A 23,063-nucleotide genomic window follows, 5' to 3' on the forward strand; every position below is an offset into this window, starting at 1 on the left:
TGTCGTGAGCTCGAATTCGAAGGCAAAGCCAACCACGCGCGAGAATGCTGCGGAACCGTTCAAGCGGGCGCTTTCCGGCTGCATCCGATCGATCGCGGGCGATGCCGAGGTGGAAGTCGCCTTCGCCAACGAGCGGCCGGGCATGACCGGCGAACGCATCCGTCTGCCGGAACTTTCCAAGCGCCCGACCCTGCAGGAACTCAGCGTTACGCGGGGCCTCGGCGACAGCATGGCGCTGCGCAAGGCCTGTCACGATGCGCGCATCCACGCGACCATGTCGCCGCAAGGGGCAGACGCCCGCGCGATCTTTGATGCGGTGGAGCAGGCGCGTGTCGAGGCGATCGGTTCGCTGCGCATGGCGGGTGTCGCCAAGAACCTCAACGTCATGCTCGAAGAGAAATACGCCAAGGCGAATTTCGCAACGATCGAGCGGCAGGCCGACGCCCCGCTCGGCGAGGCCGTGGCGCTGCTGGTGCGCGAGAAGCTGACCGGCCAGAAGCCGCCGGCATCCGCCGGCAAGGTGCTCGACCTGTGGCGCGAGTTCATCGAAGGCAAGGCGTCCGGCGATATCCAGAACCTGTCCTCGACGATCAACGACCAGCAGGCTTTCGCCCGTGTCGTTCGCGACATACTGACCTCGATGGACGTCGCCGAGAAATACGGTGACGACGACAACGAGCCGGACGAGCAGGAAAGCGAAACCGACGAAGACCAGCCGCGCAGTCAGGAGCAGGACGAGAACGCCAGCGACGAGGAAGCCGGCGACGACGCTGCCCCTGCCGATGAAAACCAGGCTGCCGAAGAGCAGATGGAAGAAGGCGAGATGGACGGCGCGGAGATCTCCGACGACGATCTCCAGGACGAGGGTGACGAAGACAGCGAAACGCCCGGCGAGGTCAAGCGTCCGAACCAGCCGTTTGCCGACTTCAACGAGAAGGTCGACTACGCCGTCTTCACCCGTGAGTTCGACGAGACCATCGCGTCCGAAGAACTATGCGACGAAGCCGAACTCGACCGGCTGCGCGCCTTCCTCGACAAGCAGCTCGCCCACTTGCAGGGTGCGGTCGGCCGGCTCGCCAACCGGCTGCAGCGGCGCCTGATGGCGCAGCAGAACCGTTCCTGGGAGTTCGATCTCGAAGAGGGCTACCTCGACAGCGCACGGCTTCAGCGCATCATCATCGATCCGATGCAGCCGCTCTCCTTCAAGCGCGAGAAGGACACCAACTTCCGCGATACGGTGGTGACGCTGCTGATCGACAATTCCGGTTCGATGCGCGGCCGGCCGATCACGGTTGCCGCCACCTGCGCCGATATCCTGGCGCGCACGCTCGAGCGTTGCGGCGTCAAGGTCGAGATCCTCGGCTTCACCACCAAAGCCTGGAAGGGCGGGCAGTCACGCGAGAAGTGGCTCGCCAGCGGCAAGCCACAGGCTCCGGGTCGCCTCAACGACCTGCGCCACATCGTCTACAAGTCTGCCGACGCTCCGTGGCGCCGGGCACGCCGCAATCTCGGCCTGATGATGCGGGAAGGCCTGCTCAAGGAAAACATCGACGGCGAGGCGCTGATTTGGGCGCATGAGCGGCTGATGGCGCGGCGCGAACAGCGCCGCATCCTGATGATGATTTCCGACGGTGCGCCGGTCGACGACTCGACGCTGTCGGTCAATCCCGGGAATTATCTTGAGCGGCACCTGCGCGCGGTCATCGAGCAGATCGAAACGCGCTCGCCGGTGGAGCTCCTGGCGATCGGTATCGGTCACGACGTGACGCGCTACTATCGCCGCGCCGTCACCATCGTCGATGCCGACGAGCTCGCCGGCGCGATGACCGAGCAGCTGGCCGCACTCTTCGAGGACGAAAGCCAGCGCCGTGGTCCCTCGCGTCTTCGCCGCGCCGGGTGATCCTTCCCGCTTGGGGGCGGTGGAACATCGCCTCCGAGCTGCCAATCAGCGCCTGCACGCATCGCTGGTGGCCGAAGTCAATTTACGGACATAGTTTTACAGTCTACCAAGCGACAATGCCTGGTGGCGTTGCTATGTTCGCACGCCGCTTCATTCCCGATGCTCCCCTGAAGGTACTTCTCTTGATGCTTGGCCGCGGTCTCCTTGCCCTTTTCCTCTTGGCCTCGGCCTACCCGGCATGGTCCGCTTCCGATAGTGAAGACTTGCCGATCCGCAGCCGTCAGATCAGCTCTTTCGAGGTCGGCTCCAGCGCCACCCGGTTCGGCGCCCTGGAGTTTCTCGGCGGTCTGGAGATGACCTCGTCAAATCCTTTGTTCGGCGCCGTCTCGGCGATCCGTTTTCGTCATGACGGCAGCTCTTTCGTCGCCGTCATGGACACTGGCCACTGGCTGGAAGGGGCCGTGACCCGTGACGAGCAGGGGAGGCTTTCTGGGATCACCAACCTGACCGCCACACCGATGGCGGATCGCAACGGCGATGTGGGCCTTGCGAAATGGAAGGTGGATTCGGAAGGGCTTGCTCTTCGTGACGGCCAGGCGATCGTCAGTTACGAGCAGGCCCATCGCATCGACATCTACCCGGATCCGGGCTTTGCCGGCTCGAAGCCGATCGGAAGCCTGGCATTGCCGTTCCCGATCAGCGAGCTGCGCAGCAATGCCGGCATCGAAACGATTGCCGTCTCGCCGAAAGACAGCCCGCTTGCAGGCGCGATGATCGCCATTGCCGAGCGCAGTGTCGACAAGGCGGACAATCTTCTTGCCGGCATCCTGGACGGACCGCAACGCGGCGCATTCAGCGTCGTGCGCAAGGATCCCTATGCGGCGACCGATGGCGCCTTCCTGCCGAACGGCGACCTGCTTCTCCTGGAGCGGCGTTTCTCCTTCGGTTCGGGGCTCGGCATGCAGATCCGCCGGATCCCTGGCGACAGGATCAAGCCCGGTGCGGTCGTCGACGGCGACGTCGTCTTGGAGGCGGACATGCGCTACCAGATCGACAACATGGAGGGCCTCGACGTCGTCGTGCGCCCCGACGGCGAAGTGCGGGTCATCGTCGTTTCCGACGACAACCATTCGATCCTGGAGCGCAACCTGATGCTGGAGTTCCGGCTCAACACCGCGCTGACGCAGTAAGCCAACGCCTGAAAGGCGGATCTCCGCCCGGTCGTGCGGAGATCCGGTCAAGAACCGGCGGACGATCGGGCCGTCTCGCGTGGCTAAGCCGCGGATCGGCCGGCACGATGCTTGACCGCGTCTCGGCAAAGGCCTATTGGCCGATTGTCCGTTGAAGGAGATTTATGCGCAGAGGCTGAAAATTTACCCGCATTTGCGGTTGTTCAAGGCGCCCAGCAGGCGTCCCTCTTGACGCATATCTATTGAACGGAAAAACCATGAAAAATATGGATGTAATGATCCGCGCCTACCGGGCTGCGGATATGGAAGAACTGTCGGCCATCTGGTTCGAGGCCTCGATCACGGCGCACGCATTTGTCGGCGAAGCGCGGTTGCGCGAACAGCGCGTACTGATCGAGACCGTCTATCTGCCGAACGCAGAGACATGGGTCGCCACCCGCGGCGGCGAACCGGCCGGGTTCGTCAGTTTGCTCGACGATTTCATCGGCGGGCTGTTCGTGTCGCCGCGACACCAGGGTGCCGGCATCGGCCGCTTGCTGGTTTCGCATGCCCTGCGGTTGAAGGGGCAGCTCCGCCTGGAGGTCTACACGGCCAACGCACAGGCCTATGCCTTCTACGAGAAGCTCGGCTTTGAAGAACAGACCCGGCGGCCGGAAGACGACGAGGGGCTGCCATTCGAAAACGCGCAGATGCTCCTGAGGCAGCGCTAGCAGGCGCGGCGCGGGGAAGGGCGGCTGCCGCTCTTCCCCGCGCCCGGCAATCGATGCCCGGTCACCCCTTGGGCGCGGGCCGAGGCTTGCCGCCAAGCGGCCTTCAGGCCGCCTGCTTTTCCGCTGCGGGCATGGGCTTCACGATGCTCATCAGCGCGCCATAGGGGAGCAGCATGACGAGGCCGCAGAGGATCTTCACGCTCAGGTCGCCGATCGCCCAGGAGATCCAGCGCGGTGCTTCAGCCGCGAGCACGCCGAGCAGCGGCGCGGTTTCCAGCGCAAAGCTGTCGTTCGGGCCGAAGAACGCGAAGAACGGTGCGAACGCAAAGGAGAAGAACATTGCGGTATCGAGCGCCGAGCCGATCAGCGAGCCTGCCAGCGGCGCATGCCACCAGCTCTGACGGCGGAGCTTGTTGAACACCGAGATGTCCAGCAGCTGACCGAACAGGAAGGCCGAGCCTGAGGCGATCGCGATGCGCGGCGTGGCGGCGACGAAGGAGAGCAGGATGGCGACGACGAAGCCTGCGACCACCACACGGCGCGCGATGCGCGGCCCGAACTGGCGGTTGGTAAGGTCGGTCACCAGGAAGGCGAAGGGGTAGCTGAAGGCGCCCCAGGTCAGGAGATCGCCGAGCTGCATGCCGGCAATCGAGCCTGGCAGCGGAAACTGAACGAGGATATTCGAGGCGACGACCACGAGGGTCATCAGCGCGACATAGACGAAGAACGTGCGGTTGATCAGCATTTTTTTATCCTGGGGTATGCCACCAGCTAGAGGGATGAAAGCAGGGTAGTGCACCCGGCCGATGAAGGCAAAAGCGCGTATCGGTTAAGAAACGCGCGCACGAGAAAAAGGCTTGCCGGATAAACCCGCAAGCCTTTTAAACGCGTGTCAAAGACGGTGCGCTGGCGCCGATTAGGCGGCTTCAGCAACCTTCTTGACGATCTGGCGACGCAGCAGGCGAGCGCGCATGCTCAGCTCGTTCTCGTCCGACTTCAGCAGGAAGGCGTCGAGGCCGCCACGGTGTTCAACCGAGCGGAGAGCTGCTGCGGAAACGCGCAAGCGGTAGCGCTGGCCGAGAGCATCGGAAATCAGCGTGACGTTGCACAGGTTCGGGAGGAACCGGCGCTTGGTCTTGTTGTTGGCGTGGCTTACATTGTTGCCCGACTGGACGCCTTTGCCGGTCAATTCGCAACTACGGGACATAGTACACCTATTCTCTTTTATCGCCGGCGGACAATGCGGTAGCGGGCCCAGAGCCCAGGCCGCGTTCCTATTGGCCATTATTGGAAAGTCGCGGTTCTATAGTCAGAGACGGCTCGTCCGTCAAGCCAAACCTCTTGCATTCTCGGAAAACCGCGGATTTTCCCGGCAGTTCTTCACATCCGAAGCGCTGTCTGGGCAAGAATAATGCCTCACGAGACCCATTCCAAGCGGTTTTGCTATGCGCTATTTCTTAATCGAGGACACACGGAGGTTTGGTTCAGTAATCGGACCGACCGCGTAGCCGGCGGCAGCGAAATGGGCGCAGAAAAGCCGTAAACACCCTGCATTTCAGGGTATTGCGGCAATATTCAAGTGATGGATTTCTTCGGGCATGAAGTTGCGAAATGGTTTTCGCGGGGCAATGCTGCTTTCCGCGGTCTTGTTTTCCACAGCATCATCGGCCGCCGATGTCGAACATCTGACGGATTACAGCATCTCGCTGGCCGGTCTGCCGGTGGCGCGCGCCTCATTCCACACCGAGGTTCAGAAGAATCGTTACACGATATCGGGGACGCTGAAATCGGCGGGCCTGCTCGATATCCTCAGCCGCACGTCCGGCCAGACGCAGGTTTCCGGCGTCGTCGACAAGGATTACCTGCGCGCCTCGCAGTATTCCATGTCCTATCGCAGCGGTTCCAAGAGCCGGGCGATCAGCGTTACCTACCGCAACGGCAATGTTGTGCATGCGAGCATGACGCCGAAGCGAACGCCCTTGCCGAAGAACTGGGTGCCGGTCACCTCGCGCGACATGCGCAACGTGCTCGATCCGCTCTCGGGCCTGATCATTCCCGCGGAGGCGCGCGTCTGCCCCAACACGCTGCCGATCTTCGACGGCGAGTCGCGGCTCGACATCAAGCTTTCGCCGAAGGGCACCAGGCCTTTCAAGACGAAAGGCTTCGAAGGCGAGGTGATCGTCTGCGGCATCCGCTTCGTGCCGAAGGCCGGCTACAAGAAGGGCCGCGAAGACGTCGAGTATCTGCGGCGTCTGCAGACGATGGAGATCTGGTTCGCCAAGGCGCCGACCGTGAACGTCTATGCTCCCGTCTATGTCCGCATCCCCACCAAGCTCGGACCGGTCACGGTCTCGGCGACGCGATTTGGTGGTTGACGCGCGATCGCGTGCAACTAAAAGGTTAAATACCACCAAGCACCGTGATTTTGACGGCGCAGGTTTCCGTTAGAGAAATCGCGCCAGGGGACGACAATGAAACTCAAGGCAACTCTAATCGGTTTTTCGGCCATCCTGATGTGGTCGCTGCTTGCGCTGTTCACGGCCGCATCGGGCAAGATGCCGCCATTTCAGCTTTCGGCGATCTGTTTCCTGATCGGCAGCCTGCCCGGTCTTGCGGTGCTGGCAGCGAAACCGGAGCGCCTGGCGCTGCTCAAGCAACCGGCGAAGGTCTGGATCACCGGCATTGCCGGCCTGTTCGGCTATCACTTCCTCTACTTCACGGCGCTGCGCAATGCGCCGGCCGTGGAAGCAGGTCTGATCGCCTATCTTTGGCCGCTCTTGATCGTCGTCGGTTCGGCACTGCTGCCGGGTGAGCGGCTGCGCTGGTATCACATCACCGGTGCGCTGGCGGGCCTTGCCGGCACGATCCTGATCGTCGCGCGCAATGGTGTGGCCTTCGACGATGCCTATCTCATCGGCTATGGCGCGGCCTTCCTCTGCGCCTTTACCTGGTCCGGCTATTCGCTGATCACCCGCCGCTTCGAGGCGGTCTCCACCGATGTGGTCACCGGTTTCTGCCTTGCGACCTCGATCCTCTCCTTCGTCTGTCACCTGGCGCTCGAAACGACGGTCTGGCCGGAAACGACCTTCGAATGGCTGGCAGTCGCTGGCCTCGGCCTCCTGCCGGTCGGGGCGGCCTTCTATGCCTGGGACTTCGGGGTGAAGAACGGCAACATCCAGCTTCTCGGCGTTTCGAGCTATGCGGCACCGGTGCTCTCGACGCTGATCCTGATCCTCTTCGGCTTTGCCGAGCCGTCCTGGCGCATTGCGCTCGCCTGCCTGTTCGTCACCGGCGGCGCGGTGCTCGCCGCCCAGGATCTGATCTTGCGCAAGGATGCCGCAGCCACCCAGCCGGCGGAGTAGCCCGAAAGACGGCTATCGGGTTGGCGGCTGCCAGTCGGGGGTTGCCATCTCGAACGCGGCAAAATCGAAGCCCGGCGCGACCGTGCAGCCGACCAGCGTCCAATCACCCAATGACGCGGCCGACTGCCACCAGTTGGCCGGGACGATCCCCTGCGGCTGCTCGCCCTCCCGGATATCAGGCCCAAGCCGCAGCGTCGCGGCGGGTTTCCCGTCCTCGGCGATGCTGAGTTCGAGCGGCGCGCCGGCGTAGTAGTGCCAGATCTCGACAGCATCGCGGACGCGGTGCCAGTGTGAACGGTCGCCACGCTCGAGCAGATAATAGATCGCCGTCGAATGGCTCCGCGGGCCGCCGGCCTTATCGCGGAAGGTTTCGATGTACCAGCCGCCCTCCGGATGGCGCGCCAGACCGAGCGCCGCGATGACCTCTGCAGCCGTCTGCGCCGCAGCCATCAGAAATTATCCTTCCGCTTGCGGATTTCCGCAAAGACGGCGGCATCGTCGGCGTCTCGCATGCCGAGATGGGCGCGAATGCCGGGATCGGCGGCGCGCAGGAACGGGTTTGTGCGTTTTTCCAGGCCGATCGTCGTCGGTGCGGTGAAGCCGCCGTCGCAGCGGATTTCCTCGATCTCGGCAGCGCGCGCCTTGAGTTCGGCATTCTCAGGGTCGACCGTGACCGCGAAGCGGGCATTGGAGAGCGTGTATTCGTGTCCGAAATAGACGGTCGTGTCGTCCGGCAACGCCATCAGCCGGCTCAGAGACTGCCACATGGTCGACGGCGTCCCCTCAAACAGTCGACCGCAGCCGAGCGCAAACAGCGTGTCGGCGGCAAAGAGAAGCTTGTCCTCTGGGAAATGGAAACAGATATGGCCGGCGGTATGGCCCGGCGTCTCGATCACCTCGATGGCGCGGCCTGCAAAGTCGAAGCGGTCGCCATGGCGCACGGTCTTGTCGAGGCCCGGAATTTTTGCGGCCTCGCTGAACGGACCCACGATGGTTGCGCCGAAGCGGGCTTTCAATGCGTCATTGGCCGCGACGTGGTCGCCATGATGATGCGTCGTGAAGATATGGGTGAGCGTCCAGCCGCGGCGTTCCAGCGCCTCCAGGATCGGCGCCTCCTCGGGCGCATCGATCGAGGCGGTCAGGCCGCTTTCGGGGTCGTGGATCAGCACGCCGAAATTGTCGGTGCGGCAGAGGAAAAGATCGAGTTCGAGCGCGGCCATGGCAGGTCCTCCGGTCGCGAAAGGGGAGATGCTGCCGAATGTAGCGAGCCTTACCTTGAAGTCTACCGCTTCGAAGCTAACATGTTGCGAATGCATACCGATATTGTCGATCTTCGCGAATTCTATCACTCCGAGCTTGGCCGGATGGCGGAGCAATCCGTCACCATGGCGCTTTCGTCCGTCTGGGCGCGCCTGCCGGACGAGCGGCTGGTCGGCCTCGGTTATGCCGTTCCCTATCTCGAACGGTTCCGCAAGGACACGGAGCGCACCTTCGCCTTCATGCCCGCGGGTCAGGGTGCGGTGAACTGGCCGGTCGCCGAGCTTTCCTCGACGGCGCTGGTGTTCGACGAGGAGTTGCCGCTGCCGGACGCGTCGATCGACCGGGTGCTGATGGTGCATTCGCTGGAATTCGCCGAAAGTCCGCGCGAGACGATGAAGGAGATCTGGCGGGTGCTGGCGCCGGGCGGGCGGCTCGTGATCGTCGTGCCCAACCGGCGCGGCGTCTGGGCACGCATGGAGCATACGCCCTTCGGTTCCGGCCGGCCCTATTCGCGCGGGCAGCTGACGGCGCTGTTGCGCGAGACAAACTTCACGCCGGGGGCTACGGCCGACGCGCTGTTCTTCCCGCCGTCGAAGCTCCGGGCGATCCTGCGGCTGCGGCGGGGCTTCGAGCGGCTCGGCCGCTGGCTCTGGCCGGTCTTTTCCGGCGTCATCGTCGTCGAGGCGCAGAAGCGGCTTTACCAGGGGCTGCCGGTCGCAGCCCGCGCGTCCCGCCGCGTCTTCGTGCCGGTGCTGGCGCCACAGGGCGTGCCGAGCACGCGCGAACAGCCACGCCTCACCCGATAAGGCTTACGTCCAGGCGGCGGACCCTCGACAAAAGCCGCTTGCGCCGGTAATGGCTTGACCTCTTTTCCTGCCATAGCGCCCCGCGCCTCCCAAGGCGCGAGAAAGGTCGCTGTGCACCTTGATGGCCATAGAAAGCTGACCCGATGAGCCTTGCTTCGAAGAGCCCTGAGCCGCGTTCCGGCATCCTCGATATCGACGCCTATGTACCGGGCAAGGAGCATGCGCCGGGTGTCGCCAAGGTGCATAAGCTGTCGTCGAACGAGACACCGCTCGGTGCCAGCCCGAAGGCGATCGAAGCCTTCCAGGCGGCGGCCTTCAATCTGGAGCGTTATCCGGATGGTCAGGCCAAGGCGCTGCGTGAAGCGATCGGCGCGGTTCACGGGCTCAACCCGGCAAACATCATGTGCGGCAACGGTTCCGACGAATTGCTCGCTCTTGTCTGCCGCACCTATCTTGGTCCCGGTGACGAGGGCATCATCACGGAGCACGGGTTCCTGGTCTACAAGATCGAGATCCTGGCGTCGGGCGCGACGCCCGTGACCGTCAAGGAAAGGGATGCGCGCGTCGACGTCGATGCCATTCTGGCGGCCGTGACCGAGCGGACCAAGATGGTCTTTCTCGCCAATCCCGCCAATCCGACCGGCACCTATATCCCCGTCGACGAAGTGCGCCGGCTGCATGCGGGCCTGCCGGACGGCGTGCTCCTGGTTCTCGATGCGGCCTATGCCGAATATGTGCGCCGCAACGACTATGCCGCCGGGCTGGAGCTGGTTTCGGCCAGCCGCAACGTGGTGATGACCCGCACCTTCTCGAAGATCTATGGTCTCGCGGGCCTCAGGATCGGCTGGATGTATGCGCCGGCGGAGGTGATCGACGCCGTCAACCGGGTCCGGGGCCCCTTCAATCTCAGCGCGCCCTCCATCGCGGCGGGTGCTGCGGCGATCCGTGACCAGGCCTTTGTCGCAACGGCGGTTGATCACAACCTCACCTGGCTTGCCCGCGTTGCCGAAGCGCTCGCCGCGATCGGTCTTCGCATCACGCCCTCGGTCACGAATTTCGTCCTGATCCATTTTCCCGACGAGCCCGGCAAGCGGGCGGAGGAGGCCGACGCGTTCCTGACCCACCGCGGCTTTATCCTGAGGGCGGTCCGCAGCTACGGCTTTCCCAATGCCTTGCGCATGACCATCGGCTCTGAAGAAGCCAACGAAGGCGTCATCGCGGCGCTGACCGAATTCATGGGACGGAAATAATGGCTCAGCAGTTTGAAACGATCGCCCTTATCGGCATTGGTCTCATCGGTTCGTCGATCGCGCGCGAAATCCGCGAGAAGCAGCTTGCCGGCACGCTCGTCGTCTCGACGCGCAGCGAGGCGACGCTGAAGCGGACGCAGGAACTCGGGCTCGGCGATCGCTATACGCTGTCGGCCGCCGATGCCGTTCGCGATGCGGACCTCGTCATCGTGTCGGTCCCGGTCGGCGCGTCCGGCGCGGTTGCCGCCGAGATCGCAGCGCATCTGAAGCCGGGCGCCATCGTCACCGACGTCGGCTCGACCAAGGGCTCTGTGATCGCGCAGATGGCGCCGCATTTGCCCGAGAATGTGCATTTCGTGCCGGGGCACCCGATCGCCGGTACCGAGCATTCCGGTCCGGATGCGGGCTTCGTCGGGCTCTTCCGCGGCCGCTGGTGCATCCTGACGCCGCCGGAAGGCGCTGACGGCGAAGCGGTGGCGCGGCTCAGGCTTTTCTGGGAAACGCTCGGCTCGATGGTCGAGGAGATGGACGCCGAACACCACGACAAGGTGCTGGCGATCGTTTCGCACCTGCCGCACATCATCGCCTACAACATCGTCGGCACGGCGGACGATCTCGAGACCGTTACCGAATCCGAAGTCATCAAATACTCCGCCTCGGGCTTCCGAGACTTCACGCGCCTGGCGGCATCCGACCCCACCATGTGGCGCGACGTCTGCCTGCACAACAAGGATGCGATCCTGGAGATGCTGGCGCGGTTTTCGGAAGATCTTGCCTATCTGCAGCGGGCGATCCGCTGGGGCGACGGCGACAAGCTGTTCGATCTCTTTACCCGCACCCGGGCCATTCGCCGCTCGATCATCCAGGCAGGCCAGGACACGGCGATGCCGGACTTCGGCCGCCATGCCATGGACCAGAAATAGCCTTGAGCAGGCCGGGGAAGACCGTGGAGCGGTCTTCCTTCCTGTGCGGTTTATACCCGTGGCCTAGAGGGTCGGCAGGACGCCGATCGGGATGAAGGCGAGGAACGCCGTGCCGTCGCGCACGTTGAGCTTCACGTTCGCCTCGTTCTTGCCGTTGGCGAGCGCCTTCAGCATGTTGGCGGTGTTGTCGACGAGATTGGCGTCATCCGGGATCAGGGTGACCAGATTGGCGCGCCAGGCTTCGATGTTGGTCATCGTCAGCGAGAACTCGCCGGAAATCAGCCCCTGATTGTTGACCGAGAACGGCCCGGAAAGTTTGGCGTTCATGCCGGAGCCGAGGTCGAGGGTAAGCTGGCGCAGTTCGCCCTTGCTGCCGCGAAACATCTCCGGCGTCGGCGGGGCCGTCATCCACCCGGCCCGGTCGGTGAAGGTCAGGTCGGCGGCGACGGTCGCCGGCGGCGCGAGGCTCGGGCCTTCTTCGGGCCGAACGTCGAGCTTGTCGACGCTCAAGGCGGCGTCGAGGTCCGCGCCGTTCTGGCGCAGGTGCACTTCGCCGTGGCTGGCGCCGAAGCCGAGGCCGTCGCCGGAGAGCGGAAGGCGCAAGCGGCCGGTGAGGTTGTCGTAGGTGAGCGACGTTTGGTCGACACCGGACAGGGTCGCGCGCACGCTCGCATGCAGCAGCGTCCAGTCGGCAAACACGTTGAGGCCAGGGGAAGCCCGGATCTCGGCCGGGCCATCGAGCTCGATCACCGCATGGCCGGGCTGGTAGACCTGGGCGGCGGTCCTCAGTGCTCCAAAGGAAGCCGAGGTGCCGTTGCGGGTGTCGTCGAGATGCACCTTGTCGCAGAAGAGGCCGATGCGGAACGGGAAGCCACGCACGTCCATGTTGGTGCATTCGCCGCCGAGGCCGGCCGCCTGTCCTTCGGCGAGGCGGGTCGTTAGCCGCTTCTCGATCTGGTCGGCGGCAAAGAACCAGCCGGCTGAATAAACGCCGGTGACAAGCACGATGCCTGCCATGAGCCAGCGGAATTTCCGGCTGACCGGCGATGGGTTGGAGACTGCGGTGGCCGACATGGGCGCGGGTACCTCACTCAAAACAGGATGGAGGCTGCCTTTCGGGTGGCGCCGTCGATCCGCAAAACTATTCTTTCCTTCGGCCGCAGGAGGACGAGCTTGTCTCTTTCGTGCCGGGATGCTGTGCCGTAGAAACCGAAATGGCTCACCGTCCCACGCGACCGATCGTGATTCGGCAGTGAGAACAGCAGCGCGGGTTGAATGACAGTGGATATGGACGAATTTTGGGTCTTTGGCTACGGCTCGCTGATGTGGAACCCGGGCTTTGCGTTCGAGGAGAAGCTGACGGCGCGCGCCTTCGGATTTCGCCGCTCGCTCTGCGTGCGTTCCTGGGTTCACCGCGGCACCGAGCAGCGGCCGGGGCTGGTGCTCGGGCTCGACCGTGGCGGCTCCTGCATCGGGACGGCATTTCGCGTCCAACGCGGACAGCAGGCCGATGTCGTCGACTATCTGCGCGAGCGCGAACTGGTGACCCACGTCTACAAGGAGCGCACCATGCCGGTGCTGCTCGCCGACGGCCGCCGCGTGCCGGCGCTCGCCTATGTCATCGATCGCGGCCATGTCCAGTATGCGGGCGCGCTGACGACTGCGGAGGCGGCCGGCATCGTCTCGGTTTCGACCGGAAAATCCGGGCCGAACAGCGAATACGTGTTCAATACGCTCGCCCATCTCAAGGAAATGGGCATCCGCGATCATTGGCTGGAAGAGGTGGTCGGATTGCTGCGGCAGGCGCCGCATCCGGCAGGGCCCTGAAGGATCAGGCCCGGCCTTCGGCCTTCAGTTCCTTCATCCGCTGTTCGGCGGTCGGCGGCAGCGGTACGTGCGGATTGGCCTTCACCGTTTCCACAAGCAGCTCGTCACTGGCCTTTTCCGTTACCTCGACAAGCTTCTTGAGGAAAGCGTCCGGGTCCATGCCGGCCTCGACCGGCGGCAGGATGCGGACCTTGAAGTGGCCCGGAAAGCGCAGGAACTTGCGGCGCGGCCAGAACAGGCCCGGATGCATGGCGACCGGTACGACCGGCACGTTCAGATCGCGATAGAGGCGGGCGATGCCGTACTTGTATTCCGGCGGCGCGCCCGGCGGACGGCGGGTGCCTTCCGGGTAGATGATGAGCTCGCGGCCCGTCGCCATTTCCTGCTTGGTGCGATCCATGACGCTGGTCATCGCCTTGCCGCGCGCCGCGCGGTTCACCGGCACCATGCGCTGCTTGAGGATGTACCAGCCGAAGAGCGGGATCCAGGTCAGTTCGCGCTTCAGGATGTAGAAGGGGTCGTTCAGCCACGGCAGCAGCGCGTAGGCGTCCCAGAAGGACTGGTGCTTGGGCGCGAAGATGTAGGGGCCGTTCGGAATGTTCTCCAGGCCTTCGATTTCGAAAGTCGTGCCGACCATCTTTTCCAGGAGCCAGTGGTTGCTGCGAACCCAGTTCTTCGGCACGAACCACGCCTTCTTGCGCGGCAGCAGGAAGTAGATCGGGGTCAGCACGATCATCTGCACGATCAGATTGGCGTAGAACACCACGTTGAAAAGGATCGAACGCAAGACGATCATCAGGCACGCTCTCGTAGGCGAGGTCTCAAGGGGACCGGCGTCTTTGAGCCGGTTGATCGCTGCCTACACGATTAAGTGCTGAAGGAAAACTGCTCTGTTTCACTTTGCAGCGGGGAAGGGCGTTCCTGACGGCCTATTCTTCGGCGGGTGTCGCGCGCGAGGCATCGGTGCGCAGGCCGCTGGTCGGGCGGGCGCCGGCGAGGTCGCGTATCGACGCCACCGTATACTTGCCGAATTCCAGAAGGATCGACTTCAGCACCATCGGATTGCGCAGCCAGTTTGTCGTCTTCAGATCGGAGTTGACGACCGGGTAGGGGATGAACTCCGTTTCCGGCCGGGCGCGGCGAAGCTCCAGCAGGCTTCGCGGCATGTGATAATTGTTGGTGACGACGAGCACGGTCGCGTAGCCACGATCGCGGATCCACTGCGCCGCTTCGGTCGCATTGCCGATGGTGTCGATCGCCTCATGGCCGATGTCGACGCAGCACTTGAAAAGATCGGCCGAACTCTGGGTGTTGCGGCGGATCTGGCTGCCTGTCGTCGTCGGGTGAACCCCGGAGATCAGCAGGCGCTTGCCGGCGCCGCCTTTCAATAGATCGACCGCCTGGTCGATGCGCTGGAAGCCGCCGGTGAGGACCACGATCGCATCGGCCTTGGGATGGCCGGGCGGCTGCAGCGACGCCACCGTGTCGGCAAAATTCAGGAAGGCGGCGATCAGGATTGCCAGCGGCAGGAGCAGGACGAAGAAGGTTCGGCGGAGGATTTTGCGCAGGAGACTGCGGGACCGCCGGCGATCGTCGGCTTTCCCGTGCCATTTGTCTCCTCCGGCCATTCCGTTCCCGCGTAGTTCTCGCGCCATCATGATTCTCTTCACATAGCCGCAGATTGCGGCAAGGAATAGATCGAGTGGCGGCGAAACATCAGGCGGCTCAGCTTTGGTAGAGGTCGGTACGGCCGGGGTCCGAACGGATGAGGTCGATTTCGTAGATCGTGCGGGTCACCGTCAGCCGCGCCGTAACCGTCGTCAGGATGGCGATGACGACGATGATCGCGGCGATGCCGAGATAGCCGCCGTAACCGATGGTGAAGGTTCCGAAGAGGGCGGTGGCCTGATCCGTCTCGGGGGTCGCCAGGGTCCGCGACTGCCAGAACCCCGCCAGCGCAAAGAAAAGTGCCGCGAGCAGGCCGCCGGCGCCGGCGCCCTTGAGGCTGATCCTCAAGAAATGCTTCTGGAATTCCGACGCGACGAAGCCGGCTTCGGCACCGACGAAATGCAGCACCTCGACGATGTGGCGGTTGCCTGACAGCGCGCCGCGTGTGGCGAAGACCACCGTCAGCACCATGGCGGAGAAGACCAGCGCCAAGATGCCGGTGCCGATCATCGCCGTGGTGTTGGCCATGGCGACCAGCCGGTCGACCCAGGTGCGGTGGTCGTCGAGGAAAGCCTGCGGGATGATTTCGGTCAGCGCCTTGCGCATGGCCGCAAAGTCGGGCGGGTTGTTTTCGTCGATGGTGATGATGACGAGGCGCGGGACGGGCAACTCGTCGAGATCGAGGCCCTCGCCGAGCCAGGGTTCGAGCAGGCGGGCGGTTGCGGCCCGGTCGACGATCTTGCCGTCCGTCGTACCGCTGAAGGTCAGCGCCAGGTCGCGCGCATCCGCGAGCGCCTTTTCCATGTCGAGGTTGTCGTCGGGCTTGATCTGGATGGTGATCTCGCGGGAGATCTGCGATTGCCAGCTCTGGGCCGTGGCTCGCACCATGCTGACGCCGCCGAGCGTCAGGCAGGCGAGGAACGACATGATGGCGATGACGCACATCAGCGCATTGCCGGACACATTGCTCGACGGCACGATCGGGCCGGTCGGGCGCACGCGCATTTCGGTCCGGCGCTGTTGCTCCGGTGCCTGTTCGGGCACGTCCTTTTGGCGTTTCGTGTGGCTGTCACTCATAGATGTCGAGCCGCCCTTGCGAAAGGATCATGCGCCGCGCCTCCACCTGGTCCATCAACGACAGATCGTGGGTGGCGATAACGACCGCCGTGCCGAGCCGGTTGAGCTCGAGGAAGAGATTGAGCAGGCGCCTTGCCATCGGTGGGTCGACGTTGCCAGTCGGCTCGTCGGCAAGCAGGATCTCCGGCCGGTCGATCAGTGCCCGAGCGATGGCCGCGCGCTGTTTTTCGCCACCGGAAAGCACCGGCGGCAGCACATTGATGCGTTCGCCAAGTCCCACCCATTTCAAGAGTTCTATCACGTCGGCCCGGTAGCTCGCCTCTTCCTTGCCACGCACGCGCAAAGGCAACGCAACGTTCTCGTAGGTTGTGAGATGTTCGAGCAGGCGAAAATCCTGGAAGACGATGCCGACGCGCCGGCGCAGCATCGGGAATTCCTCGCGCGGGATCGACGAAATGTTCCGGTCGAACATCCGGATCAGGCCGCGTGTCGGCTGCAGCGAGAGGAAAAGAAGCCGCAGCAGTGTCGTCTTGCCGGCACCCGACGGGCCCGTCAGGAACTGGAACGAACGGCGTGGAATGTCGAAGGTCAGGTCCCGGAGGATTTCCGGTCCCATGCCATAGCGCAGTCCGACGTTCTCAAAGTGAATCAAGCGGCAGCCCAGTCTCTCTTACGGCCCTGCAACCGATGGCCGGTTCCGGTCCTCCGCGCATAGGACGACCAGCCAGGAAAGGCAAAACCGCCAGCGGAATCATGGTTAAGTGACGGTTAATTTTTCATGAAAACGCGCCGCTTTCGCGACGTCTTTCCGAAACATTAACCATTCCGGTTTACGTGTCGGAAAGATTTGACGCAATGCCTAGTTCTTGCACCGCAAGGGGCTCGCCATTGCCCGAGGGTTTCGCAGCCAAGCCGGCCGCCTGCGGCCGTGTTCTCTTGCGGGACAGGAGGAAATGATCATGCAGGCATTCCGGACCAAGTCCGCCAGCAGCAGCGCCTATACCGACTTCCTGCCGCCGGAGCGCGGCGGACGCGACGGGGCTACAGCGCCGCGGCGCGCCGACTTCGTCGATGCGGAGTTCGAGGTGATTTCCGCCTCGTCGCGTCGCACGCCATATCCGGTGTTCAACGAAAATGCGAAGACCGGCAGCCGGCGGCGGCCGACGCTGACGGTCGTGGAGCGGGAGCCGACGCTCGGCGGCCGATTTCTTCGTCTTGCCGAAACGCGGCTTCGCGACATGCCGGCACGCCGCTTTGCGGGCATGGTGGCGGGGGTTGCGCTCGCGTCCTTCCTGGCGATCGTCGGCTTTGCCGGCGACGGACAGGCCGACGTCCAGCCGCTGGCGATTTCCGGCATCAAGAGCGGGCTCGACTATTCCGGTGGCATGCGCGTGCTGTCCGTCTATGGCTCGATCGACAATCGCTCCGATGTCGAGCAGCGTTTGCCGCAGGTCGTGCTGGAGATCACCGCCAACGGCCGCAAGGTCACGACGACGCGGGTGATGCCCGAGGGGGCTGCCATCGCGCCCGGTGAGAGCCGTCATTTCATGACGAGACTGCCCTATGCAGGTGGAAAAATGCCGGAAGTCGCGGTTTCCTTCGCCGAAAACGGTGTTTCGGCCCGCTGATTGTGCTAAGCGGCGGCAACGGGAAGGCCGAGGTCTTCCGCATGAAACGCTGGAGAAGCCCTGATGCCCGTTGTTCGCGGTAAGAATATCGAACCTCTCTATACGGCTGAAACGATCGCTGCCCGCAACAGCGAGCTTGCCGGAATGATCGTCAACGGCCCGCACAAGGATCTGCTGGTGATCGCGGTGCTCAAAGGATCGTTCATCTTCGCGGCCGATCTGATCCGCTCGATGCATACGGCCGGTCTCGCTCCGGAAGTCGAGTTCATCACGCTGTCGAGCTACGGCACCGGCACCGTTTCGCAGGGCGTCAAGATCACCAAGGACATCGACAGCGACGTGCACGGGCGCGACGTTCTGCTGATCGACGACATTCTGGAATCCGGCCGCACGCTGCGCTTTGCCAAGGAACTGATGTACGAGCGCGGCGCCCGCAACGTGACGATCGCGGTGCTGCTCGACAAGCGGGTCAAGCGCAAGGTCGAGCTCGAGGCGGATTATGTCGGCTTCGAATGCCCCGATCACTTCGTCGTCGGCTATGGCATGGACGTCGCCTATGCCTTCCGCGAGCTGCCGTTTGTCGGCGTTGTCACCGGCGACGCCGAGTAAACGTCCCGTTTTGGGGCATGCGCCCTGAAATCCAGTCGTTCGGCGTTTACCGAACACAAACGAAAAACTGGTTGTTTTGGTGCGTGCCGCAGTGATTCTCGACGAGGATCGGCGGCGCTGCAGCGCCAGTGTGTCTCCCGATGATCCACGCTCGCTGTACCTTTGGATCAGGTGCGGGTGCCGGCGTGAACGCCGGACTCGGAAGCGAACGCGGAGGCCATGATGGCGAAGATCCTGATTACCGAGGACGAGGATGCATTGCGTTCCTTCGTCGCGCGGGCCCTGAGGCTCGACGGCCACGAGACGGTCGAAGCGGGCGATGGGGCCGATGGCCTTGCTTGCCTGGAGGCCCAGGCCTTCGACCTTCTGCTTTCCGATATCCGCATGCCCGTGATGGATGGCATCGAGCTGACGCACCAAGCGTCGGCCGCCTTTCCGGCCATGAAGATCCTGCTGATGACCGGCTATGCCGAGCAGCGCGAGCGGGCGGACGATCTCACCGACAAGATCGTCGACGTCATCTCCAAGCCCTTTTCCCTTCCCGATATCCGCAAGGCAGTCGCCCTGGCGCTGGCCGCCTGACGGGCAGACCCACCGACCTGCATTACAGCAACAAGAACGCCCCCCGTCGCAGCGATTTCGATGCGACGGGGGGCGTTGTCATGTTCTGCCGTGATCGGGCAAGCGGCCGAAACCGGGCGGATGCTCGGCTTAGCGCATGTCGAGCAGGCGTTCGAGGTACTGCCGCTCCTGCTCCGGCGACAGGCTGTCGCCGAGCCTGCGGCGAATCTCATCCAGGATCTGCCGCGCGCGCTGGGAATCGATCTCGTCTGGAACCTTGACCTGGTCGCCGAAATTCGGGCCGAGATTCTGTTGCCGCCGTCCGAGGGGATCGCGGCCGTTTTGACCGTATTGCGGCACGCCCATGCCAGGGCCGCCCTGACCTTGGCCCTGCATCTGGTTCATCATGTCCTGGGCGCCCTGGCGCAGCGCCTGTAGCGCGCGGCCCTGATTGCCAACGGCCTGTTCACCCTGGCCCTTGCCGAGCGCGCCGGAAGCGCCGTCCATTTCGCGCTTGGCTTCACCAAAGCCCTTGCCGGGCTTGATGCCCATGCTTTCCAGGCCCTTGTTCAGCTCGCCGAGCTGCTTTCCAATAGCGTCCTGCTGCTCTTTCAGCTGCTTCAGCGCATCCTTCAGCTGTTCGGCCGTCATGTCGTCGAGCGGATTGGGCTGACCGTTCGGATCGCCCTGCTGCCCCGGATCCTGCGGCATTTCCTGACCGAAGAGTTCGTTGTCCTCGCCCTGCAGCGGGTCGCCCCGCTGCATCCGGTCGCGCAGGGCCTGATCGAACTTGAAGGTCTCGTCCATCAGTTGCTGCTGCTGCTGCATCAGCTTGCCGAGCTTGTCCATCTGCTGGCGCATGGCGTCGTTCTGCTCGCCCATCTGCTGCTGTCCGCGGCCAGCCTGCAGGTTGTTCATCATGCGCTGCAGTTCCGAGAGCATCTGCTGTGCCTGATCGCGCGCACCCGACCGCGCCAGGTTCTCGATCTGGTTCATCATCTTCTCGAGGTCCTGCTGGCGCAGGATGTTGTTCGGGTCGAGCTTGCCGGTCATGCGCGGATTTTTCATCGCCTGCTCGGCGAGCGCCTGCATGTATTGCTGCATCGCCTGGCGCAGTTCCTGCATCAGCTTGGCGATTTCCTGGTCCGAAGCGTTGCGCTCCAGCGCATCCGACAGCGCCTGCTGGGCTTCGCGCAGACGGCGCTCGGCGAGCGACAGGTCGCCATCCTCGATCCCGAGCGCGATCTCCCACAGGTATCCGGCGGCATCGCGCAACATGTCGTCGTTATAGGCGAGCGCCATGCGGGCGCGCGCCGATTTCAACAGCAGGAAATGGGTGAGGTTCGGGATCCAGTCCTCGGCAAGCGAGGTTACGGCGTCGTTGAGATCGATGGCGCGCGGCAGGTCGTTGGCATTGAGCGCGAAGACCTGACGCTGCTCGGCGACGGCACCGGCAAGCGGCTGCGAGAACTGGCGGGCAGGCAGGATCATCTCGTGCGGCGGGCTGCGGCCCTCCTGTCCGGCAGCATCCCGGGCGACGAGCGTCACCTCTACCCGCTTGCCGGCAAGCGGATGCTCGCTGAGGTTCCGGCTGGTCGTGCCCTTTGCCTCGCGCGCATTGCGGCGCGGCAGATCGAGCCGGTACTCCGGCAGTGGATAGAGCGCGCGGGCGCCTTCTGCCGGTTCCTCGAGCGGCTTGATCTCAGCCCAGGCCTGGGCGATGCCGTAGTCGTCGTTGGCCGTGAACGTGATTTCGAGCGCCGCGTTGACGGTCGAATGAGGGATCCCGTCAAAGGCGATTTGAGGCACGCTGTCCGGGGTGATCTTGAACGCCCAGCGCTGGCTGCCGACGATGAGTTCGCCGTCCTTGACGACCTTGTAGACGTGGTTGCGGACGGCGGTCGCGTTGCGTGCCGGCTCGGTTGCAGCCACTTCGGCGACCTTCGGCCCGGCTTCGCCCACTTGCTGCTCGGTCTGTTTTTGCTCGGCCTTCTCGCCGGCCACCGGAATGACGATCGGTTCGCTGGCACGGGTTTCCGCATAACGCACGGACGCGTCTGCGCCGGCACCGGTGATCCGGACGGTGATGTCGCTGAACTGGGGAATGGTGATCGTCCCGGCATCCTCATTCACGACCGCGGTCGCTTCGGGCTTGCCCGTCAGGAAGATCGGCGCCCGCCCGGTATAGGGCGGCGGCGTCACCCAGGCATCGACGCGGATATTGGCAGCCTCGATTGACGTCTGCGGCAGCCGGAAGGCATCGCTCAGCAGTCCGGCGCGGTTGGAATAGGAATAGGCAAAGGCGACGCAGGCGAGAAGCACCGGCACGGCCCTGAGCGCGAAGGGATCGTGCCTGGCGATATCGGGCCGCGGCAGGCCGGTATCGAGCGCGCCGATCATCCGCGCCATGCGCGCCTGGTGTTCGCGCCAGAGCGCCTCACCCAGGGGATTGTCGGTCGCGGGGCGATCGTCCTGGACGCGGATCGCCTGATGCGGCAGAGCGTTGCGCTCTTCCAGCATGCGATCGGCATCGGCGTTCGCGGGCAGGCGGACCCGGCTGAGCGGAACGAGGGACGCGAGGAAGGCTAGGGCGAAAGCAAAGAGGGCCGCCGCATGCAGCCAGAAAGGCGCTGCGCGAAAGAAACCGAACCAGGCGAAGGCAAGAAACAGAAGGGCGACGGAGCCGGGCAGAAGGATGCGCGGAAGGACCTGCTCGGCGACCAGCACGGCGCGCGCCAGCCATCTCTTCAGCGCCAGAGTTCTCGAAAACGGCTTCGGTTGTGGCGTTTCATCCTGCCGGAATTGCGTCATCCGCCCAAGTTTCCTTTCGGTCGCCCATCAACGCTTGTGGCTGACCCAATATAGTGAGGCGACGGCCGCGCTCAAAAGAGCACGCAGCTTCGCCTATTCCGCTTGCGTTCAGGATACCATCGTTTGTGGCGAAGACGAGGGCGCATACACAATCGTGATCGTCTGCACGGCCGATCCACAGATTGCCGTTTCTGCGGCAGGACGGCTCAGTCGAGCCAGTCCGGCACCGAATCAAGACCGATCAGCGCATCATAGTCCTGGCGCGGACGGATGACGTGGAAACGGTCGCCCTTGACCAAAACTTCCGGGATAAGCAGCCGGGAATTGTAGGTGCTGGCCTGCACGGCGCCGTAGGCACCGGCCGAGCTGATGGCGAAGAGATCGCCGGGCTTCGGCATCGCCATCTCGCGGTCGAGCGCCAGATAGTCGCCGGTTTCGCAGACCGGGCCCACGACGTCGGCGCGGATGCGCGGCGCGTTGGCGGCGGAAATGCGGACCGGGCGGATCTCGTGATAGGCCTCATAGAGGGTCGGGCGGATGAGATCGTTCATCGCACCGTCGACGATGACGAAGGTCTTGTCGCCGCCGTCCTTCACATAGATGACTTCTGTCACCAGAATGCCGGCATTGCCGACGATCAGCCGCCCCGGCTCGGTGACGATCTTGCAACCGAGCGACTGCAGCTGGCTCTTGACGATTTCCGCATAGGCGTCCGGCAGCGGCGGCGGATTGTTGTCGTCCTTGTAGGGAATGCCGAGGCCCCCGCCGATGTCGACGTGATCGATCGAATGGCCGTCGGAGCGGAGCGTGTCGACCAGTTCGCGCAGCAGCTTGAAGGCGGCGTCGAAGGGCTGCAGCTCGGTGATCTGGCTGCCGATATGCATGTCGATGCCGGTCACCTGAATGCCGGGCAGGGTTGCGGCATGGGCGTAGACGGCGCGGGCGCGCTCCCACGAAATGCCGAACTTGTTTTCCTTCTTGCCGGTCGAGATCTTCGCATGCGTGCCGGCGTCCACATCCGGATTGATGCGGAAGGATACATGGGCGCGCTTGCCGGCACGCACGGCGCGCTGGTTGAGCACTTCGAGTTCCGGCTCGGACTCGACGTTGAAGCAGTAGATGCCGGCCTCCAGTGCCAGATCCATTTCCTGCGGCGTCTTGCCGACGCCGGAGAACATGATGCGGCTTGCCGGGATGCCGGCTGCAAGCGCGCGGCGCAGTTCGCCGCCCGAGACGACGTCGACGCCAGCGCCGAGGCGGCCGAGCGTCTTCAGCACTGCCTGGTTCGAGTTGGCCTTCATCGCATAGCAGACCATCGCATCCACATCGGCAAAAGCCTTGGAGAACACCGTGTAGTGGCGCTCGAGTGTGGCGGTCGAATAGCAGTAGAAGGGCGTGCCGACGGCGCGGGCGATATCGGTCACCGGCACATCTTCGGCGTAGAGAATTCCGTCGCGGTACTGAAAATGGTTCACGTCAGG

23 protein-coding genes are annotated in these 23,063 nt (G+C 63.9%); 12 read left to right on the plus strand and 11 right to left on the minus strand.

What is annotated here, in order from left to right:
• Positions 1-4: 4 nt before the first annotated feature.
• The 3 genes from cobT to JVX98_RS25865 all read left to right on the plus strand — a co-directional run bounded on the left by cobT (position 5) and on the right by JVX98_RS25865 (position 3,800).
• Positions 5-1,900 carry a cobaltochelatase subunit CobT gene (gene cobT, locus JVX98_RS25855; protein WP_205237905.1) on the plus strand — a complete coding sequence of 632 codons (1,896 nt, stop codon included), beginning with the start codon at positions 5-7 and terminating at the stop codon, positions 1,898-1,900.
• Positions 1,901-2,085: 185 nt separating this feature from the next.
• Positions 2,086-3,090: an esterase-like activity of phytase family protein gene (locus JVX98_RS25860; RefSeq protein WP_205239528.1), complete on the plus strand. Its 1,005-nt coding sequence runs from the start codon at positions 2,086-2,088 to the stop codon at positions 3,088-3,090.
• A 257-nt stretch (positions 3,091-3,347) separates the two neighbouring features.
• A complete protein-coding gene (locus JVX98_RS25865) occupies positions 3,348-3,800 on the plus strand; it encodes a GNAT family N-acetyltransferase (RefSeq protein WP_205237906.1) in 453 nt (150 codons plus the stop codon).
• A gap of 103 nt (positions 3,801-3,903) precedes the next feature.
• Here the strand turns inward: JVX98_RS25865 and JVX98_RS25870 are convergent, their stop codons facing one another.
• Together JVX98_RS25870 and rpmB are read right to left on the minus strand one after the other, a co-directional pair.
• Positions 3,904-4,545, minus strand: coding sequence for a VUT family protein (locus JVX98_RS25870; protein WP_205237907.1), 642 nt, complete (start codon positions 4,543-4,545; stop codon positions 3,904-3,906).
• A 171-nt stretch (positions 4,546-4,716) separates the two neighbouring features.
• On the minus strand, positions 4,717-5,007 hold the full coding sequence (gene rpmB, locus JVX98_RS25875) for a 50S ribosomal protein L28 (protein WP_034806568.1): 291 nt from the start codon (positions 5,005-5,007) through the stop codon (positions 4,717-4,719).
• 391 nt (positions 5,008-5,398) lie between these two features.
• Here rpmB and JVX98_RS25880 point away from each other — a divergent pair, with 391 nt between their 5' ends.
• Entirely contained in the window at positions 5,399-6,175 is a 777-nt protein-coding gene (locus JVX98_RS25880) for a DUF3108 domain-containing protein (RefSeq protein WP_205237908.1), read from the plus strand.
• Positions 6,176-6,271: 96 nt separating this feature from the next.
• Positions 6,272-7,162 (plus strand): DMT family transporter, encoded by an 891-nt coding sequence (locus JVX98_RS25885; protein ID WP_205237909.1) that lies wholly within the window; start codon positions 6,272-6,274, stop codon positions 7,160-7,162.
• Between the two features lie 12 nt (positions 7,163-7,174).
• Here the strand turns inward: JVX98_RS25885 and JVX98_RS25890 are convergent, their stop codons facing one another.
• Both JVX98_RS25890 and gloB read right to left on the minus strand, forming a co-directional pair.
• Positions 7,175-7,612, minus strand: a complete 438-nt coding sequence (locus JVX98_RS25890) for a cupin domain-containing protein (RefSeq protein ID WP_192450650.1) — start codon at positions 7,610-7,612, stop codon at positions 7,175-7,177.
• Positions 7,612-8,382, minus strand: coding sequence for a hydroxyacylglutathione hydrolase (gene gloB, locus JVX98_RS25895; protein WP_205237910.1), 771 nt, complete (start codon positions 8,380-8,382; stop codon positions 7,612-7,614). The genes JVX98_RS25890 and gloB overlap by 1 nt, the downstream gene beginning before the upstream one ends.
• 81 nt (positions 8,383-8,463) lie before the next feature.
• On the opposite strand from gloB, the gene JVX98_RS25900 reads away from it, so the two are divergent.
• The 3 genes from JVX98_RS25900 to JVX98_RS25910 all read left to right on the plus strand — a co-directional run bounded on the left by JVX98_RS25900 (position 8,464) and on the right by JVX98_RS25910 (position 11,401).
• Entirely contained in the window at positions 8,464-9,228 is a 765-nt protein-coding gene (locus JVX98_RS25900; RefSeq protein ID WP_192450648.1) for a class I SAM-dependent methyltransferase, read from the plus strand.
• A 143-nt stretch (positions 9,229-9,371) separates the two neighbouring features.
• A complete protein-coding gene (gene hisC / locus JVX98_RS25905; protein WP_043623083.1) occupies positions 9,372-10,478 on the plus strand; it encodes a histidinol-phosphate transaminase in 1,107 nt (368 codons plus the stop codon).
• Positions 10,478-11,401 carry a prephenate/arogenate dehydrogenase family protein gene (locus tag JVX98_RS25910; protein ID WP_043623081.1) on the plus strand — a complete coding sequence of 308 codons (924 nt, stop codon included), beginning with the start codon at positions 10,478-10,480 and terminating at the stop codon, positions 11,399-11,401. Before hisC ends, JVX98_RS25910 begins: the two co-directional genes overlap by 1 nt.
• 63 nt (positions 11,402-11,464) lie before the next feature.
• Here JVX98_RS25910 and JVX98_RS25915 read toward each other — a convergent pair whose 3' ends face one another.
• Positions 11,465-12,475, minus strand: coding sequence for a DUF2125 domain-containing protein (locus JVX98_RS25915; RefSeq protein ID WP_205237911.1), 1,011 nt, complete (start codon positions 12,473-12,475; stop codon positions 11,465-11,467).
• Positions 12,476-12,676: 201 nt separating this feature from the next.
• On the opposite strand from JVX98_RS25915, the gene JVX98_RS25920 reads away from it, so the two are divergent.
• Positions 12,677-13,228, plus strand: a complete 552-nt coding sequence (locus JVX98_RS25920) for a gamma-glutamylcyclotransferase (protein ID WP_205237912.1) — start codon at positions 12,677-12,679, stop codon at positions 13,226-13,228.
• Positions 13,229-13,232: 4 nt separating this feature from the next.
• On the opposite strand, the gene JVX98_RS25925 is transcribed toward JVX98_RS25920, so the two are convergent.
• The 4 genes from JVX98_RS25925 to ftsE all read right to left on the minus strand — a co-directional run bounded on the left by JVX98_RS25925 (position 13,233) and on the right by ftsE (position 16,625).
• Positions 13,233-14,024 (minus strand): 1-acyl-sn-glycerol-3-phosphate acyltransferase, encoded by a 792-nt coding sequence (locus JVX98_RS25925; RefSeq protein ID WP_043623076.1) that lies wholly within the window; start codon positions 14,022-14,024, stop codon positions 13,233-13,235.
• A 133-nt stretch (positions 14,025-14,157) separates the two neighbouring features.
• A complete protein-coding gene (locus JVX98_RS25930; RefSeq protein ID WP_043623073.1) occupies positions 14,158-14,856 on the minus strand; it encodes a YdcF family protein in 699 nt (232 codons plus the stop codon).
• A gap of 97 nt (positions 14,857-14,953) precedes the next feature.
• Positions 14,954-15,973, minus strand: a complete 1,020-nt coding sequence (locus tag JVX98_RS25935; RefSeq protein ID WP_205237913.1) for an ABC transporter permease — start codon at positions 15,971-15,973, stop codon at positions 14,954-14,956.
• The gene (gene ftsE, locus JVX98_RS25940; protein ID WP_043623069.1) at positions 15,966-16,625 is read right to left on the minus strand and encodes a cell division ATP-binding protein FtsE; all 660 of its coding nucleotides are present in this window, start codon (positions 16,623-16,625) and stop codon (positions 15,966-15,968) included. Before ftsE ends, JVX98_RS25935 begins: the two co-directional genes overlap by 8 nt.
• A gap of 307 nt (positions 16,626-16,932) precedes the next feature.
• Between ftsE and JVX98_RS25945 the strand changes: the two genes are divergently transcribed.
• The 3 genes from JVX98_RS25945 to JVX98_RS25955 all read left to right on the plus strand — a co-directional run bounded on the left by JVX98_RS25945 (position 16,933) and on the right by JVX98_RS25955 (position 18,792).
• Entirely contained in the window at positions 16,933-17,601 is a 669-nt protein-coding gene (locus JVX98_RS25945; RefSeq protein ID WP_205237915.1) for a hypothetical protein, read from the plus strand.
• Positions 17,602-17,664: 63 nt separating this feature from the next.
• Positions 17,665-18,210, plus strand: coding sequence for a hypoxanthine phosphoribosyltransferase (hpt, locus tag JVX98_RS25950; protein ID WP_034806612.1), 546 nt, complete (start codon positions 17,665-17,667; stop codon positions 18,208-18,210).
• 222 nt (positions 18,211-18,432) lie between these two features.
• Complete coding sequence (locus tag JVX98_RS25955) at positions 18,433-18,792, plus strand: response regulator (RefSeq protein ID WP_043623067.1); 360 nt, start codon at positions 18,433-18,435, stop codon at positions 18,790-18,792.
• A 129-nt stretch (positions 18,793-18,921) separates the two neighbouring features.
• Here JVX98_RS25955 and JVX98_RS25960 read toward each other — a convergent pair whose 3' ends face one another.
• Both JVX98_RS25960 and lysA read right to left on the minus strand, forming a co-directional pair.
• The gene (locus JVX98_RS25960) at positions 18,922-21,582 is read right to left on the minus strand and encodes a TIGR02302 family protein (protein WP_205237916.1); all 2,661 of its coding nucleotides are present in this window, start codon (positions 21,580-21,582) and stop codon (positions 18,922-18,924) included.
• A gap of 206 nt (positions 21,583-21,788) precedes the next feature.
• Positions 21,789-23,057 (minus strand): diaminopimelate decarboxylase, encoded by a 1,269-nt coding sequence (gene lysA, locus JVX98_RS25965; protein ID WP_192450641.1) that lies wholly within the window; start codon positions 23,055-23,057, stop codon positions 21,789-21,791.
• Positions 23,058-23,063: the final 6 nt, after the last annotated feature.

The organism is Ensifer sp. PDNC004, assembly GCF_016919405.1.
Taxonomy (GTDB): domain Bacteria; phylum Pseudomonadota; class Alphaproteobacteria; order Rhizobiales; family Rhizobiaceae; genus Ensifer.